This window comes from Limnobacter alexandrii (assembly GCF_005871185.1).
Taxonomy (GTDB): Bacteria; Pseudomonadota; Gammaproteobacteria; order Burkholderiales; family Burkholderiaceae_B; genus Limnobacter; species Limnobacter alexandrii.
The window spans coordinates 20,141-35,096 of the sequence record NZ_SWKN01000001.1; the positions used below are offsets into that span (position 1 = coordinate 20,141).

18 protein-coding genes are annotated in these 14,956 nt (G+C 48.1%); 11 read left to right on the forward strand and 7 right to left on the reverse strand.

The genetic code is table 11. The features are described from left to right. Nucleotides 1-72: 72 nt before the first annotated feature. Together FCS97_RS00120 and FCS97_RS00125 are read right to left on the reverse strand one after the other, a co-directional pair. Nucleotides 73-1,416, reverse strand: a complete 1,344-nt coding sequence (locus FCS97_RS00120) for an ATP-binding protein (protein WP_138515485.1) — start codon at nucleotides 1,414-1,416, stop codon at nucleotides 73-75. Between the two features lie 2 nt (nucleotides 1,417-1,418). Further along, nucleotides 1,419-2,114: a heavy metal response regulator transcription factor gene (locus tag FCS97_RS00125; protein ID WP_105029873.1), complete on the reverse strand. Its 696-nt coding sequence runs from the start codon at nucleotides 2,112-2,114 to the stop codon at nucleotides 1,419-1,421. Nucleotides 2,115-2,281: 167 nt separating this feature from the next. Between FCS97_RS00125 and FCS97_RS00130 the strand changes: the two genes are divergently transcribed. The 9 genes from FCS97_RS00130 (at nucleotide 2,282) to FCS97_RS00170 (ending at nucleotide 8,756) form a co-directional block, all read left to right on the forward strand. After that, the gene (locus FCS97_RS00130) at nucleotides 2,282-2,611 is read left to right on the forward strand and encodes a hypothetical protein (protein WP_105027843.1); all 330 of its coding nucleotides are present in this window, start codon (nucleotides 2,282-2,284) and stop codon (nucleotides 2,609-2,611) included. A gap of 64 nt (nucleotides 2,612-2,675) precedes the next feature. Beyond that, nucleotides 2,676-3,056, forward strand: coding sequence for a hypothetical protein (locus tag FCS97_RS00135; RefSeq protein ID WP_138515488.1), 381 nt, complete (start codon nucleotides 2,676-2,678; stop codon nucleotides 3,054-3,056). A gap of 52 nt (nucleotides 3,057-3,108) precedes the next feature. Continuing rightward, the gene (locus FCS97_RS00140; RefSeq protein WP_105029068.1) at nucleotides 3,109-3,435 is read left to right on the forward strand and encodes a hypothetical protein; all 327 of its coding nucleotides are present in this window, start codon (nucleotides 3,109-3,111) and stop codon (nucleotides 3,433-3,435) included. Continuing rightward, a complete protein-coding gene (locus FCS97_RS00145) occupies nucleotides 3,435-4,850 on the forward strand; it encodes a TolC family protein (RefSeq protein ID WP_138515490.1) in 1,416 nt (471 codons plus the stop codon). The genes FCS97_RS00140 and FCS97_RS00145 overlap by 1 nt, the downstream gene beginning before the upstream one ends. A gap of 19 nt (nucleotides 4,851-4,869) precedes the next feature. Then, nucleotides 4,870-6,285, forward strand: coding sequence for a multicopper oxidase family protein (locus tag FCS97_RS00150; RefSeq protein ID WP_138515492.1), 1,416 nt, complete (start codon nucleotides 4,870-4,872; stop codon nucleotides 6,283-6,285). A gap of 10 nt (nucleotides 6,286-6,295) precedes the next feature. Next, nucleotides 6,296-6,823 (forward strand): cupredoxin domain-containing protein, encoded by a 528-nt coding sequence (locus FCS97_RS00155; RefSeq protein ID WP_105029066.1) that lies wholly within the window; start codon nucleotides 6,296-6,298, stop codon nucleotides 6,821-6,823. Beyond that, entirely contained in the window at nucleotides 6,820-7,350 is a 531-nt protein-coding gene (locus tag FCS97_RS00160; protein ID WP_138515494.1) for a DUF411 domain-containing protein, read from the forward strand. Before FCS97_RS00155 ends, FCS97_RS00160 begins: the two co-directional genes overlap by 4 nt. A 35-nt stretch (nucleotides 7,351-7,385) precedes the next feature. After that, entirely contained in the window at nucleotides 7,386-7,748 is a 363-nt protein-coding gene (locus tag FCS97_RS00165) for a copper-binding protein (protein ID WP_138515496.1), read from the forward strand. 15 nt (nucleotides 7,749-7,763) lie between these two features. Beyond that, complete coding sequence (locus FCS97_RS00170) at nucleotides 7,764-8,756, forward strand: patatin-like phospholipase family protein (protein ID WP_138515498.1); 993 nt, start codon at nucleotides 7,764-7,766, stop codon at nucleotides 8,754-8,756. Nucleotides 8,757-8,811: 55 nt separating this feature from the next. Here the strand turns inward: FCS97_RS00170 and FCS97_RS00175 are convergent, their stop codons facing one another. The 4 genes from FCS97_RS00175 to FCS97_RS00190 form a co-directional block, all read right to left on the reverse strand. Further along, nucleotides 8,812-9,120, reverse strand: a complete 309-nt coding sequence (locus FCS97_RS00175; RefSeq protein WP_008249208.1) for a hypothetical protein — start codon at nucleotides 9,118-9,120, stop codon at nucleotides 8,812-8,814. 217 nt (nucleotides 9,121-9,337) lie between these two features. After that, nucleotides 9,338-10,063 (reverse strand): hypothetical protein, encoded by a 726-nt coding sequence (locus FCS97_RS00180; protein ID WP_105029063.1) that lies wholly within the window; start codon nucleotides 10,061-10,063, stop codon nucleotides 9,338-9,340. A 127-nt stretch (nucleotides 10,064-10,190) separates the two neighbouring features. Further along, on the reverse strand, nucleotides 10,191-11,585 hold the full coding sequence (locus FCS97_RS00185) for a DEAD/DEAH box helicase (RefSeq protein ID WP_138515503.1): 1,395 nt from the start codon (nucleotides 11,583-11,585) through the stop codon (nucleotides 10,191-10,193). Beyond that, nucleotides 11,582-12,166 (reverse strand): hypothetical protein, encoded by a 585-nt coding sequence (locus tag FCS97_RS00190; RefSeq protein WP_138515505.1) that lies wholly within the window; start codon nucleotides 12,164-12,166, stop codon nucleotides 11,582-11,584. The genes FCS97_RS00185 and FCS97_RS00190 overlap by 4 nt, the downstream gene beginning before the upstream one ends. A gap of 131 nt (nucleotides 12,167-12,297) precedes the next feature. Between FCS97_RS00190 and FCS97_RS00195 the strand changes: the two genes are divergently transcribed. Continuing rightward, entirely contained in the window at nucleotides 12,298-12,504 is a 207-nt protein-coding gene (locus tag FCS97_RS00195) for a helix-turn-helix domain-containing protein (protein ID WP_138515507.1), read from the forward strand. Nucleotides 12,505-12,507: 3 nt separating this feature from the next. Here the strand turns inward: FCS97_RS00195 and FCS97_RS00200 are convergent, their stop codons facing one another. Further along, nucleotides 12,508-13,686, reverse strand: a complete 1,179-nt coding sequence (locus tag FCS97_RS00200) for a tyrosine-type recombinase/integrase (protein WP_138515509.1) — start codon at nucleotides 13,684-13,686, stop codon at nucleotides 12,508-12,510. A 125-nt stretch (nucleotides 13,687-13,811) separates the two neighbouring features. Here FCS97_RS00200 and FCS97_RS00205 point away from each other — a divergent pair, with 125 nt between their 5' ends. Continuing rightward, on the forward strand, nucleotides 13,812-14,822 hold the full coding sequence (locus FCS97_RS00205) for a DNA-binding protein (RefSeq protein WP_171035096.1): 1,011 nt from the start codon (nucleotides 13,812-13,814) through the stop codon (nucleotides 14,820-14,822). Nucleotides 14,823-14,956: the final 134 nt, after the last annotated feature.

The following is a 14,956-nucleotide window of genomic DNA, read 5'->3' on the forward strand; positions in this document are numbered from 1 at the left end:
TTTAACAAAGCATAATACATTTATATGTACTGCGTTTATACTGCATATTCATTGAGATAGGCATACAAGAATTTAGGTGTGACCCACCGGTGTAGATTGTCGTTTCGTGTGAACCGAAAAGCCAATCACCGTAACTTGATTTTCGCTGCTTGCAAACACATCACCACCATGCAGTTTCGCAATGGCCGCCACAATAGCCAGGCCAAGTCCGTGATTGCTCCCCGTGTCACTTCGCCCCTCTTCAGCACGGAAAAAGGGTTCAAACAGACGGTTCAATTTGACTGGGTCAATTGTCGGGCCTTCATTCGAAACCCTGATCCACACCCTCTCTGCTTCTTGGGTAATGTGCACGGTAATTTCTGTGTTGGTCTGCGCATATCGAATGGCATTGGACAGCAAGTTACTCACCGCTCTTTTAATCAATTCAGTTTCAACTTCCACATTGGCATCGCCCTGAACTGTGATGCGAAGCTCCTTGTCTTCGGCCAACTGTTCAAGGTATTCCGCGACTGATACCACCAACTGACGAAGACTTTGCAAAGGTTGAAGTTGTAGTTCTCTGCCCTGGTTTGCATTGGCCAGGAAAAGCATGCTGCGAATAATTCGTGCCATCCTGTCTAGTTCGTCGAGGTGGTCCCCCACAATTTTTTGAAGTTCATCACCTTCGATCAGTTTGCGGCGTTGAAGCAGCTCATGGCTGATGGTCAAGCTCGACAGTGGTGTATTCAATTCATGTGCAACATTGCTGTTGAACAGTTTCAATTGCTCGCGGTTCTCGCGCAGTTGCCCCAGTAAGCGGTTGAATCCGTCGATGAAGGGGCGCAATTCAAGCGGGGCTTTGTGGTCGTCCAGCACCACATCAAGCGAGCGTGGCCCCAAATTGTGAATACGTTCAGTCAGTCGGTTGATGGGGCGCAAAACCAGGCGAATCAGTCGCATGCTGATCAACACCGACACCAGGATCCACAACACGATGGACGATGCAAAAATTCCTGAAATGAAGTTCAGAAAACGTTCGTCATCTACGGTGCTCACTGCCAGTTCAACCCGTTTGGCTTGCAGTTGGGGAAGTTCTGTTTCAAACACTTGAGAGAATTCCCGAATAGATCCCTCTCCGTTGAAGAACACCTCTGGCCCGAACATGCGATTGCCCTGGCTGTCAACAACTCGGGCTTGGGTTCGACCTTGCCCACCCAACACTTCTTCCAGGCCATGTTTCACGTCTTCGGGTGAATATTCGGAAGTAGGTTTTAGTAAAAGGTGTTCAACTGCATGAAGCGCACGGCTTGCAGTTTCCTCCTGTTGCCTGGCCTGCCAATAGTGGATGCAGCAATACACGAGTACAGCGAGTAACACCACTCCCAGTACACTGACGGAGCTGGTCAAACCGATGGTGGCTCTGGAAATTGATTTCACGCTCACTCCTTGCCCTGGGTCCTGATTTCGAGAACGTACCCCATGCCGCGAACGGTATGAAGCAAAGGGATTTCGTACGGATCGTCCAGCTTAATCCTCAACCTGCGAATCGCCACATCAATCACATTGGTCTCGCTGTCAAAATGCATATCCCAAATCAGCTCAGCGATTTCTGTGCGGCTGATGACTTCGCCCTTTCTTCGCAGTAGTAGCCAAAGTAGAGAAAATTCTTTCGCAGTTAACCGTAAATCCTTGCCTCCGCGCTTGGCGGTGCGGCGTACTGCGTCCAATTCCAGATCCAGCAATGTCAACAAGGTTGTCTGGCTCTCGGTAGCTACGGTCGATGTTCTACGCCCCAAGGCGTGAAGCCTGGCCACCAGCTCGGCAAACGCAAAGGGTTTTACCAAGTAATCATCTGCGCCGGCTTTCAGACCGCTTACCCTGTCCTCAACCATGGCGCGCGCTGTAAGCATCAGTACCGGAATACTTTTTGATTGGCGCAGGGCGCTCAACACGGCCAAACCATCAATGTCAGGCAACATGCCATCAAGAACAATCACTTCGTATAGCCCCTGCGTGGCCAAATGCAAACCATCAATCCCATTGCGCGCCAAATCGACCACAAAACCTTCTTCGGTCAATCCTTTCTTTAGGTAATCGGCCAGCCGCAGGTCGTCTTCGATCAAAAGCAGTTTCATCGACTTTTCTTGGTTGTTATGCAGGTGCCCAGTATAACCACCCCGAATTTGGTGAAGATTACATATTTGTAATGTACCGGGAAGGTAGCTGACAGGTGCCCCTGACTAGACTGAAGGCTTGGGTCTAGAAAAACAACCCTCCAATTCGAGTCAATCAGGAGATCATCATGAAAAATATTAAAATCGCCGCTGTTTTGATTACCACCTTCGCGATTGCTGCACCTGCAGTGGCACTTGCCGATGCTGCCTTCCACCCCGGTCAGGGCGATGCGGTGTATGAACCCCATCTGGGATACAAAGATCCAGCGAAATCTGCGTCACACGCCAGCAAGGGATTTCGCGGCTACAGCGCAAACATCATTGGTTCTGAAGCCAGCGGTGATGGGACCACACACGGTGATTGGGGCAACTCACGCTCTGGAAAATCCCGTCAGGAGGTGCTGCGTGAATTGCAAAGCCAAACTCTAGAAGAGCGTCGTCTTGCTAATTCGAACTAAAGGCAAGGTTTGACATCTGCGAAAGCGATGTTATTCTTTGGAACAATCACCGGACCGCGCAACCATGACCAAAGTGATCAAATCACTGTTGATGTTTGTAATCGCCACCTCTGTCATTTTTCAGGGCACGGCGCTCGCGGTCATGGTGGGTTGTCATACCGGTGATGTTGAGCAATCTGCCAGTGAGTTCAGCCCATCCCCGTCGATTCCGGATCATTGCGCTGAACACACCTCGGCCGGAAACGGACTACACCCGGCTTCAGCCGACCATGAGTCCCAAGAAAGGCCCTGTTGCAGTTGCGATGCCATCTACAAGGCAAAACTCGACCTGCCAGTGGTTGAAGTTGGTTTGATCGAGTCCAAACGCCTTTTCTCCGTTTCTTTCTCTTCAATTCTGCCCAGTGCCGACCTGGCGCTGCCTTACCGACCGCCCATTCTGGCTTAAGCCAATTCTGAATTTCATTTCTTGATTTCATTTTATCGGTGGAGGTACGTGTATGCGCACGGCTATTCAATTACTGCTTGCGGGTTCAGTTCTCGCAGCAAGCACAGGGTTTGCAAATGCCCAGTCAGAGGGTTTGCAGATTGAGTATCAATCAGCCTTTGAGAACTACTCAACATGGAAGCCCAAGGAAGGCGACCGTGATTGGGTGGGGGCCAATCAGAATGTCGAGAAAATTGGTGGCTGGCAATATTACGCCCGTGAGCCTTACCTGAAAGATGGTGAAGACCAGCAACCCATGCAGGATAGCGGCATGGGGCATGACATGAGCAAGATGAAAAAGCCCATGAACCCCGGTGAAGCTCACCAAGGGGGGCATTGATGAAAACCTTGAGATACACGGCAATGGCCTTGGCGATTGCAGGTTTGACTGGTTGCGCCACTGTCAACATGGATCAATCCATGACCAAGCTGAATGAAACCACAGCGTCCATGACCGACAAGAAAGTGGTTCTTGCTCTGAATGATGAGCAGCGCAAGCAGCTGCGAGGGCAGGCAGATGCGCTGTTGAAAAAACCACTGAACTTGAATTCGACAGTTGAACTGATGTTGGTGAACAGTCCTGAATTCCAGGCTTTGCTGGCTCGGGGCTATAGCGAGTCTGCGTTGGCTGCCCAATCGGGTCGAATTCCCAATCCAATCTTCAATTTCGAACGAATAACAGTTGGGGATGAACTTGAAATTGGACGATTGTTCAGTTTTGGTTTGCTCGATCTGGTCACGCTTCCCTGGCGTCAACAGGCTGCAACTTTTCGAATTGAGCGAGCTCAACTGCAGTTGGCTGGCGATGTAATTGGGCAAGTGGCTCAAGCGCGCTCAGCTTGGGTCGATGCAGTGGTCGCTTTGCAAAAACAGCAATATGCGGAGCAAGTATTCGAGAATGCTCAAGCCAGTGCTGAATTGGCCAAACGCATGGAAGAAGTGGGTAACTTCACGATTATTCAACGCATTCGTCAGCAAATGTTTTATTCCGATGCTGCGCTTGGCTTGGCCATGGCACGTCAGGAGGCTACATCTACCCGGGAAAAGCTGGTTCGCGTACTCGGGCTGGACGCACAGCAATTTGAGGAGCTAAAACTTCCAGATCGCTTGCCAGACTTGCCCGCTACTGTGAAAAAGCCTGAAGAAGTGTCCAGACAAGCCACGGCGCGGCTCGATGTTCAAATGGCCAAGCAAGCATACGATGCGGCATTGAAAGTGTCTGGTGCTGAAACCGTGAGCTCCTTTGTAGACATTGAGGCTGGGATTCGCCGCGATTCTGTATTTGACAGAGACTCCGGCTCCAAAACCAACCCAAAGGGATATGAACTGGACATTCGATTGCCCCTGTTCGATTGGGGTGGCTTGCGGCGTGACGCGTTTTCTGCCGAGTTACTGGCCAAGGCCAACACGCTTGAGGCGGTCATGAGGAATGTTGATTCAAACCTGCGGGAAAGTTACACCAATTACCGCACAGCTTATGACATTGCCAAGCACTATCAAACTGAGGTGGTTCCAATGCTCGATACCTTGGCCGAGCAAAACACACTGCGTTACAACGGCATGTTGATTGGTACTTTCGAGCTACTTGCCGACAGTCGCAATCAGGTGCGTTCCATCGAGTCATCCATTGACGCATCAGCGAACTTTCTGCGAGCTCAACTGGCCTTGGATGCTGCATTGATGGGCAGTCCAAGCGATGTAAAGCTTTCCATGGGCACCCAAAGTCCAGCGGCTGAAGCCGCTGCTGGTCATTAAAAGATTTGGAGTAAGAGCAATGAATTCCAGAAGAGATTTTTTTAAGTTTGCCGGCATGGCCGGTGGCGCAGTGGCGGCAGCCAGTGTCAGCAAAGTGGCCATGGCCGCGCTGCCCGAGCCCGTCATTCAAACCTCGCCTGACACCATGGACCCATTGACCCCCAACACTGGGCGCCCCTATAACCCAGTGGTCACCTTGAATGGTTGGACCTTGCCTTGGCGCATGAACAATGGCGTGAAGGAATTCCACCTGGTAGCAGAACCCGTGGTGCGTGAGATGGCACCAGGTATGGTCGCTCACCTTTGGGGCTACAACGGACAAAGCCCAGGCCCCACCATTGAAGTGGTGGAAGGTGATCGCGTGCGTATTTTTGTGACGAACAAACTACCCGAGCACACCAGCGTGCACTGGCATGGCCAGCGCCTGCCCAATGGCATGGACGGTGTTGCAGGCCTGAACCAGCCGGCCATTCCTTCCGGCAAAACCTTTGTGTATGAGTTCGAGGCCAAGCGTCCCGGTACCTTCATGTACCACCCGCATGCCGATGAGATGGTGCAAATGGCCATGGGCATGATGGGTTTTTGGGTGACTCACCCCAAAAACAAACATCCCTTGATTGATAACGTGGACCGAGATTTCTGTTTTCTGCTGAATGCCTACGACATTGATCCTGGTGCGTACACACCAAAGATCATGACGATGCTCGATTTTAATTTGTGGACGTGGAACAGCCGCGTGTTTCCGGGGATTTCGCCCTTGTGTGTTCGAAAAAACGACAAGGTTCGGATACGAATTGGTAACTTGACCATGACCAATCACCCCATTCATCTGCACGGCCATGAATTCGAGGTAAGTGGCACCGATGGCGGCCCCACACCCAAGGGAAGTCGTTGGCCCGAAGTGACCACTGACATCGCCGTGGGGCAAATGCGTCAAATTGATTTTCTGGCCAATGAGGAAGGTGATTGGGCCTTTCATTGCCACAAAAGCCACCACACCATGAATGCCATGGGGCACGATCTTCCCACCATGATTGGAGTGGATCACCGCGGTATTACCAAAAAAGCCCGGGGACTCGTTCCCGAATACATGGTGATGGGTGAACGGGGCATGGCCGACATGACCGAGATGACGATGCCGATTCCTGACAACACCATACCCATGATGACGGGCGATGGTCCATTTGGCTCCGTGGAAATGGGCGGCATGTTCAGCATGTTGAAAGTGCGCAAAGACCAAAAGCCTGGGGATTATTCGGACCCAGGTTGGTACAAGCACCCGGCCAGAACCGTAGCCTTTGAATATGAAGGCCCGGACATGCCCAAGCCAGTTACGTCCGACAAGGCAGGAAAACCCGCCATGAAATCCAGCAATCGACCTCAGGAAACAATCGAGTTGAAGGTCAGAAAACCTCAAGTCCATTCGGGCCACTAAGGAGTTAATCATGAAAAAATCATTCGCAAATCATTCCCTATCGCTACTGCTTGGCGCTGGGCTTTTATTGCCCGTGGCCGTATTGGCGCACGGCACTCAAGAACACAAAAAGTCAGATTCCAATGCACAGCCAGTTCTTGAGCAAACCGCTTGGGGCATTGCCGGTACTCCGACCAAGATAGACCGCACTGTCAAAGTCGTAATGTCCGACAGCATGCGCTTTGAGCCATCCTCGTTGCAGTTCAAGGAAGGTGAAACAGTGAAGTTTATTGTCAAGAACGAAGGAAAGCTGATGCATGAGTTTGTTCTGGGGACAAAAGACAAGAACCTGGAGCATGCAGACTTAATGAAGAAGTTTCCAAACATGGAGCATGAAGAGCCCTATATGGCACATGTGGCTCCGGGCAAAACCACTGAGATGGTGTGGACTTTCAACCGAAGTGGCGAGTTTGAGTTTGCCTGCTTGATTGCAGGCCACTTTGATGCAGGTATGCGCGGACCACTGCGCGTAGCCAAATCCTCTGGAGCTGAAAAGTGAAGCGAATTGCTTTTGTTGGTATTGCAACTGCAATTTTGGCATTGGGTGTTTTTGCTGCCATCAAACCTGAGACTTTCTCAACTGTTGAGAAAGTCTCAGTGGCTGCAACAGAATCTGATGCCAATCAAGTTTTACCCATTCATGTACACAAAACAGCGACCTGCGGTTGCTGCGGCGAATGGATTAAACACTTGGAAAAATCGGGGTTTTCCGTGAAGTATTCGAATCACGAAGACCTAGACAGCATTAAGGCGCAGTTCGGTATCGAAAACAATTACCAATCCTGTCACACAGGAGTATCGGCGAATGGCTTTGTGTTTGAAGGCCATGTTCCAGCCAAGTACATAAGGGAATTTCTGAACGAAACACCCGAGGATTCACTTGGTCTGTCCGTTCCAGCGATGCCAGTTGGCTCTCCTGGCATGGAATATGGCAACAAATTCATGCCTTATCAGGTGTTACTCCTGAAAAAGGACGGAAGTGTGTCCGTTTATGCGGAAGTAAAAACCTATCAAGATCAATTTTGAACAAGTAACTCAATAAACATTGAAAGGAAACAATCATGAAAAACCAGTTAATCAAAATCGCTTCTATCTTTGCATTGTCAATTTCGACTTCAGTTTTTGCCGGGGGAGATCACGGCGTCCATTCAAGTAAAGCCGGTGAGCAAAAGTCCATGGAAGGTATGCAGATGAAGCAGTCCGAGATCATGGAAATGACGCAGGGCGAGGTGAAAAAAATTGATCCGAAGACTGGTAAGGTCACCTTGAAGCATGGCGAAATCAAAAACCTTCAAATGCCACCTATGACCATGGTTTTCTCGGCCAAAGAGGCGGCGCAACTGGAAGGCCTGAATAAGGGCGACAATGTTCTCTTTGCTGTGGATCAAAACATGAACATCACCCACATCGAGAAGAAACAGTAATCAGGAGAAGCACCATTGCAAAGTAAACCTGGATTTCCCAATGGATCGGTCATTGTGGGTAAATTGGGATTGATGTTGAGTTTGCTGGGTTCCGCAATGGTGCTTTGCGCCTGTCAAACAGTCGGAAATTTTGTTCATCCGGAAAGTCACAAACCAACGGTTACAGTAAAGAAGGAACCTTGGTTTAGCGCCGAGCGTGCTACCCGCACACAGAAAATGGAGGAGGGCTTTATTTTGGTTCTCTCCGGTGGAGGGGTTCGTGGCTTTGCCCACATCGGAGTTCTTAAAGCCCTGGAGGAATTGGGGCTTGAGCCCCGAATGGTGATTGGCACCAGTGCGGGTGCTGTCGTGGCTGCGTACTGGGGCTTGGGCTATACAGCCGATCAAATGATGCAACGTGCAGAATCACTAAATAACAGTGATCTGTTTGTACCCGTGTTACCGAATCTGGGACAGCCAGTTTTAAAGGGCGAGGCTGGAGTTTTTTCGGGTCAGTTTCTTGAACGGCAATTGCGCAGGGATTTCGGCATTCAAACATTTGAAGATCTCCCGAAACCAATTGCCATAGTGGCCACAGACCTCCAAACAGGTCATCCCGTGGTCTTTAATGCAGGTGATGTCGCCCAGGCAGTGCGGGCATCTTCAACAATTCCAGGTATCTTCACGCCACCTTCCATTAATGGCCGTCTTTACATCGATGGTCAGGCCAGTTCTCCACTGCCGATAGTTCCGGCAAAACGCTTGAGTGATCTTCCAATTCTTGCCGTAGACGTGGTGTATCCCCCCGAGCTTGCTGAGGTCTCTACGCTTACCGATTTGATGTTTCAAACCTTTTTGATATCGAGTTTTAGAATCAAAGAACTGGAGATGTTACAGGCGACAATGATCATCGCCCCTCAGTTAACCAATGTTGGTCAACTGGGTTTGAATGATCGTCATTGGGTATTTAAAACAGGTTATTTGGAAGCCAAAGAAAAACTTCGGAAAGCTGAAAAACTGCTGAAGTGATTTGTTAATTATGCACGGGTTGGCGGCGAATTAACACCAACCCTTGACCCCTTCATTAGCTTGCATCGCCTTCTGTGAGATCAACGCTTTTGATCTCACTCAGTACCTCAGCCCGTGACTTCGACGATTCGAATTCGTGTACCAACACTGTCGAATCTCCGGCCAGAGGGTTGAACTGATCTGCTTTTACCGCTTGTTGATACTCTTTTAGCACCGTTGCTTGGGTGGCCAGTTTGCCTTGGCTGATCAGTGCCACATGGTCGGTGCCATCACCGTGATCTGTAGGGCCGCTGGCCAAGGCAAAAGCTGGAAGCGTTGCGGAAATGGCAAACACTGTGGATGCGATCAATTGACGTGTTTTCATGGTAATTCTCCTTGAGTGTATCAGTTTGGGTTTTGCCTTTGCTTTCAATCAAGCGTTGGCATGACTCACACTTTACGCAGGGGCGAATGACCAGATCCTCTCAATTGAATTACAAATTTGTAATACACCAGAACACTAACCGGTAACCACAACCGGAACCAAATATGATCGCGTTGAAATAATGTCGCAAGCAAGATCGAATTAATCAAGGGAAAGATCATTTCCCAACTCTCAATATTGATGAATATCCGATCAGGTTGGGATCCAACATGAAAGATCTCAGTACTTCTTTTAACGCATCTAACTGCCACTTCTCTGCCCATGGAGAGAGCACTATCTTTTCCAGGGCCTTGTTCAAATCAAACTGAACGAACTGAGGTTTGTCATCAAAACTTTCATGGGATTCGGTTAGTGCGATGCGAAATTCCTGCTCAGCGAAGTAACCTTGCTGCTTGTGAAACGTGAAGAAAAAGTTTTGCTCATCGGGGACTCTATCGAGGATGTAATTGATATATTTAACCGGACCAACAATGTAGTCATTGGTCGGATCAAGTGCAGCAATTAAATCACCAGCAGTAGTTTTTAAAGCAACTCCGTTTTGTCTGCTACCGTAAACTCGCCACATCAAGGAGCACTCATCGTCAGATTGCTGCCAGCTCGTCACCCATGTTCTTTTGCGGATACTTTCTAGATTTTCCGTAAGGGCAACAACTTCGTCGACAGATCTCGAGAAACATTTGCTGTCGTCGGAAAAGTCAATATTCAGAGTTGCTGAATTGCTAAAGGGCATGCGGCCTTCAAAACCGTCTTCAAATTCAGAAAGATTCGTAAACTTCAGCTTCTGTCCGGTAAGGAGACTCAAAAATCCATAGATGTCCATATACCGCCACAATGAGGTACCGTCACTCCAGTCACCTTCATTTATACGTGTAACAGTGCCCAATCCACACCCCTTTCAAAACGGAAAATTTATGTAAAAATAACATGCCGTCAGTTCTATGACGCATCAACAGAAGGCGAGGGTGCACAAAGAGGTATCGATTTCACCAGCACAAAAAACATGACCACCCCTAAAATGATGAATTGAATGTTGCAATGATCTGCTCTCTAAACTGACCAGCCCATTCCAACCGAGCACGGGAAGACCTCGCTGGTTCTGAATCGAAGATCTCTGGTTGAGGCGTTAGGTGCAGGTCATCATTGCAGCGAATTTCCGAATAGTCGTTGAGCTTTGTTGAAGCATCAAAAGCCCTGCCAATCCTCTGCTCGGCGGCTACATGTGGGCGAGAACCATCAAATTGAACAACACGAGACTCCGGGATTTCATGGTGAAGCTCATTTGCAAATTCGACTAGAGTTGGCTCAGCAAAAACAAACATCCAACCATCTTTATCGACATCATTGGTCATACGCAATATTCGACCCAAAACCTGTCGGAAATGCATTTCCGTTTTGACAATACTGAGGTGGCAACACACTTGCAACCTTGGAATATCAGTGCCCTCGCTAATCATCCCAACGCTAACAATCCATTGTTCATTAGAGTACCTAAAAGCATCAATTGTTTTCGAAGCATCGTGATCTCTGTAGGTGACCACTTTCACGGACTGCGCGAATGTATTTGAAAGCTCAGCGGCTATAACGTGTGCATGCTCAACCGATCGAGCCACAACAAGACCAGCCGCATTGGGGTTTTTTAGGCGAATTTCCTTAAGTTTTTGACACCCACGATTCAGCATGAAATGAACAGCCTGAGGATTTTGAATGAGTTGGTCATACGTAATGCCATTCGAGCTCAGTAACTCGGCAAAGGATTCGAACGACTGGATTCCGCTTTGTAGATTCCTCAAGAGAATACGATCGTGATCAATGAGGACCAGCTTTGGATTTCGGCAAACTCCATCATGGATTGCCTCGGCCAAACCATACTCATAATCACAGCGAACCTTGCCTTCAGGATCAGTGTATTTGGCAAGTACGATTGGCAAGTCATCACTTCGCCAAGGCGTACCACTAAGTGCAATACTGAAAGTGGCTTTACTTTGAATTCGCAGCAAAACCTGTTCCCCCCAAGAATTTGAGTTTGAAAGATCACTGCCAGCACAATGATGAACCTCATCCAAGACCACTAAAACACGATGGGAATCGAATATCTGCCAAAAATCCGCTTGAATGAATAACAAACTTTGGTAAGTGTAAGCGCCGCCTATTGCACCAATTTGCCCATCAAATCGACGTCCAAGCACTTTGGTGAAAGTATTTGAGGTGTTTTGTGCAACTTCAATTGATGGTGCAAAGGTCAATACAAAATCGATTTTATTTGCTTGGAGCAGACTTTTAGCCAGTTCTGCGGATAGCCGGGTTTTACCCGACCCAGGCGTTGCCAAGCACATGAAATGTGACTGAGTTTTGAACCAGTTCAAAGCACCCGTAAGACAGTTGGATTGCCATCGACGCAGCTTCATAAAACGGGATCTTTCGGCATGCCAGCAAGCACGCTTTCAATGGCGCGAATCTTTCCGAGTATTTTTGAACTGACATCCCTGGACTTAAGGTAATGAGGCTCGAGCTTGGCTTTAAGCTGCGGATAGGTTTGGTGCAAGCGCAGATACTCCTCGGATTCACCGATCGAAGACAGCAAATCGACCTGATAAGTTTTTACCAATTGATCCAATTCGTCTCGAATGCAAGTATCTTTGACCGGCAAACTGGGAGCCCCATGCTCGACTTGCGTGGGCTGATTGGGTTGCCTGGGCTGTTTGGGCCCCCGCTCAACTGTCACTCTTTGCTTAAACACTGAGGCTACAAAAAGAGGGGTTTTCTTGTAGCGAGCAAATTCAGAAATGTCTTTGCTTTTTTCAAGAAAACCTGCGGTTAGAAGCCTTAGAACCACCCGGTACGCACGTTTGTGATAGTCACGCAAGGTCATATTTGTTTCATCTTTACATTCATGAATAATCGCGTCTCTCAATTCCATGACTGTGAAATTGTTCAAATTCCCCTCAATCAGAACTGAATAAAACTCGGGTGAAAGACTTCTTGTCATGATGCTCCATCGGTGTCATTTCCCCCTGGCTACTGGCAACTGAAAAAAGGGGATTTTAAGAAAGGACGGATTATAATCCGTGGCTATTAAAGCCGCAAATTTGGATAGTTCTTGCCTCTAGAGAGGCAACTATGCAAGACGTGGTAAAAATATTCGGCAACAAAGTACGCGCAGCCCGAAAACTAAGGGGACTTTCTCAAGATGAATTGGCACTGAGAGCGGAAATTGATCGCAGCTATATGGGAAGGATTGAAAGGGGAGAGGTGCGTATCACCCTTGAAAAGGCCTACAAACTTGCAGCCACCCTCGGATGCGACATCAAAGAGTTGTTGCCGTAGTCATCAATTTGACCAACCAACGCGGTGAGCCGTTGAAGTGTCGGCATGACGCTGATCATCGTCGGTATGTAAATAGATAGAGGTTGTGCTGATCGACGCATGGCCCAGATTGTCCCGAATCACTCTCAAATCAACGCCTGAATTTGCCATGTGAGAGCCAGCGGTATGGCGAAGCCAATGGGCTGAAGCCGATTCAAGCTGCGATGCACGACGTAAAGCGTGCATATCTCCTTGCATGCGCAATTTGGCCGCCACATGTGCAAACAAATCGGTCACAGTCCCATGTATGGAAGATCTACCAACCCTAACGCGAAAATTACGGGCTGAACCAAACAGCGGAACTTGCTCCTCTTCACTTGGAAAACCAGGCACCTGAATATAGGATCGGTACAGCAACAACTCATCAAGAAACTCTCCGGAAATAGGAATTTGTCTCTCTTTATTGCCTTTACCGACAACCCTTAGCCACCACAATTCTTTGCCATCTGAGGCTCTTCGGCAATAAAAATCACCCATTGCCCCCTGTGAAACCTCGGAAATGCGCAAACCACCTAGGTAAAACAGTGAAAACAACCACCTCAAGCGATGGTACCTGGACAAATCAGTCGATCTCAATTCGAGGATAAAAGCCTTCACCTCAAGCCACAGGGTGGGATCAAGGTAGCGAGTAATAATTTTAGGCGCACCCGATGATCTGCGCTTGCCCAAAGCAAGCGGATTACCCACCAAATACCCGGACTCAACCAACCAACTAAACATCGAACTAAGGATAACCAAGGTCTGCCTTTGACTACTTGTTGACAAAGGCCCTGCAAAGGGACGCCAACGTTGATCGTTGCGCCCGAATCGACGTCCTGGGGAAGACACCCAAAAGTCCGCAGGCTGCGGATCTAACAAGAATTGCCTATAGAGCTGCAGATCTTCATACACGAGTGAGGAAAGTGGTTTTGACAGCTGCAAAACAGACCACAACAGCAACCGCTCGGCCTCTTTGCGGTAACTATCAAATGTACTTTTAGAGGCCTGAAACTGCATGAGCCACGCAGAAATGGCATCGACATCTCTGTTGGCCGCAATTTGCCGGGAACCAGAGGCACGATTTACTCCAGTAGAACCATCAAAAGCACTGATTTGGAATGCTGGATTCTTGGAAAAAGCACTGGGAATGAGCTCAAAACTCAAAACAACCTCGGGTGAACAGGTACATTGACATTATAAGTGTAATGTCAAAATAGATCAATTAAAACGTTTGTTTATTACGTATTATGTAATAATACATATCAATGAGGACAAAACTGAGGCGCTCCGTGAAAGAAACTGACTTCGATAGCGATATTCGTCAACAAATTCAAAAAATGATGGATCAGGGCTTGGCCACGATTGATGTTTACAAAAGGACTTGTGAAATTCTGTTTTTTCAACACGGTGTCGTGCCAACCCCCACAAAACTCTATGGATTAGTAAAAAAAGGCAGCATGGGAACTCCAACCAAAGCAGTTCAAGAATTTTTCGCGTCGCAGCGAGAGAGGAGCAGGGTAGACCTGGCAATACCGGGCATGCCAGAAAGTTTGAAATCCGGTTTTACCGATGCACTGAAAGAAACTTGGCGGCTCGCTGTAGAACTTGGAAATGCATCAACTAACGAACAAAAAGAAGTCCATCAAAAAGAACTCTATCGGCTGCAAGAAGAAATGGACAGATTGAGAGCCGATAACACCGCACTTGAGACGACCATTAGTCGACTTAAACAAGCTGATGCTGATAAAAATGCACATATCATGGATCTGCAGGAAACTATAAGACAAGAAAAAACCCGACTTACAGTTGAATCTAAACGCCTGCAGGATGCAACTCAGCGATGCAATGATCTAGAGCAGCAACTAGACAAAGCCAGACAAGACTTCTTGGCGGAGAGCAGCAGACTTTCGAAAGAACACGATAGCGCGTTGGCTCGTCTTAAGGATCACGAAAATCGTGCCTTGATGGAAATTGAAAGGGAACGGCAAATTGCAAACAAGGCAGTCAAAGACGCAATAACGGTTCAAAAATCCCACACCGAGGAACTCAATCTCAAAAACTCGACAATACGAGATATCAGCACTCAATTAGAAAACCTCAAGGGGGAATTAAACTCTGTTAAAACGAAACTCGAAGTTTCAAATGAGGACCTCCAAGCTTCTAGGCGTAACCATGATGAACAGTTGAGGCTTAACGGCCAGCTACAAACCCAGTTAAGGCACCTACAATCTAAGATCAGCGAAAAATCACCAAAACAACATATCCGAAAACCCCGCACTACAAAGCAAACGACAGACTAATATTTGCTCGGTGTCCTATCCTGAGGTAGGCTAGAGGGTTACAAAAAATATTTCTTCTTTACAGATTTAATCGAAATAAATCAGCTCTTTACAGTTTTATACAAAAGATCGTTACAGTTTTAGTAGAACAGTCG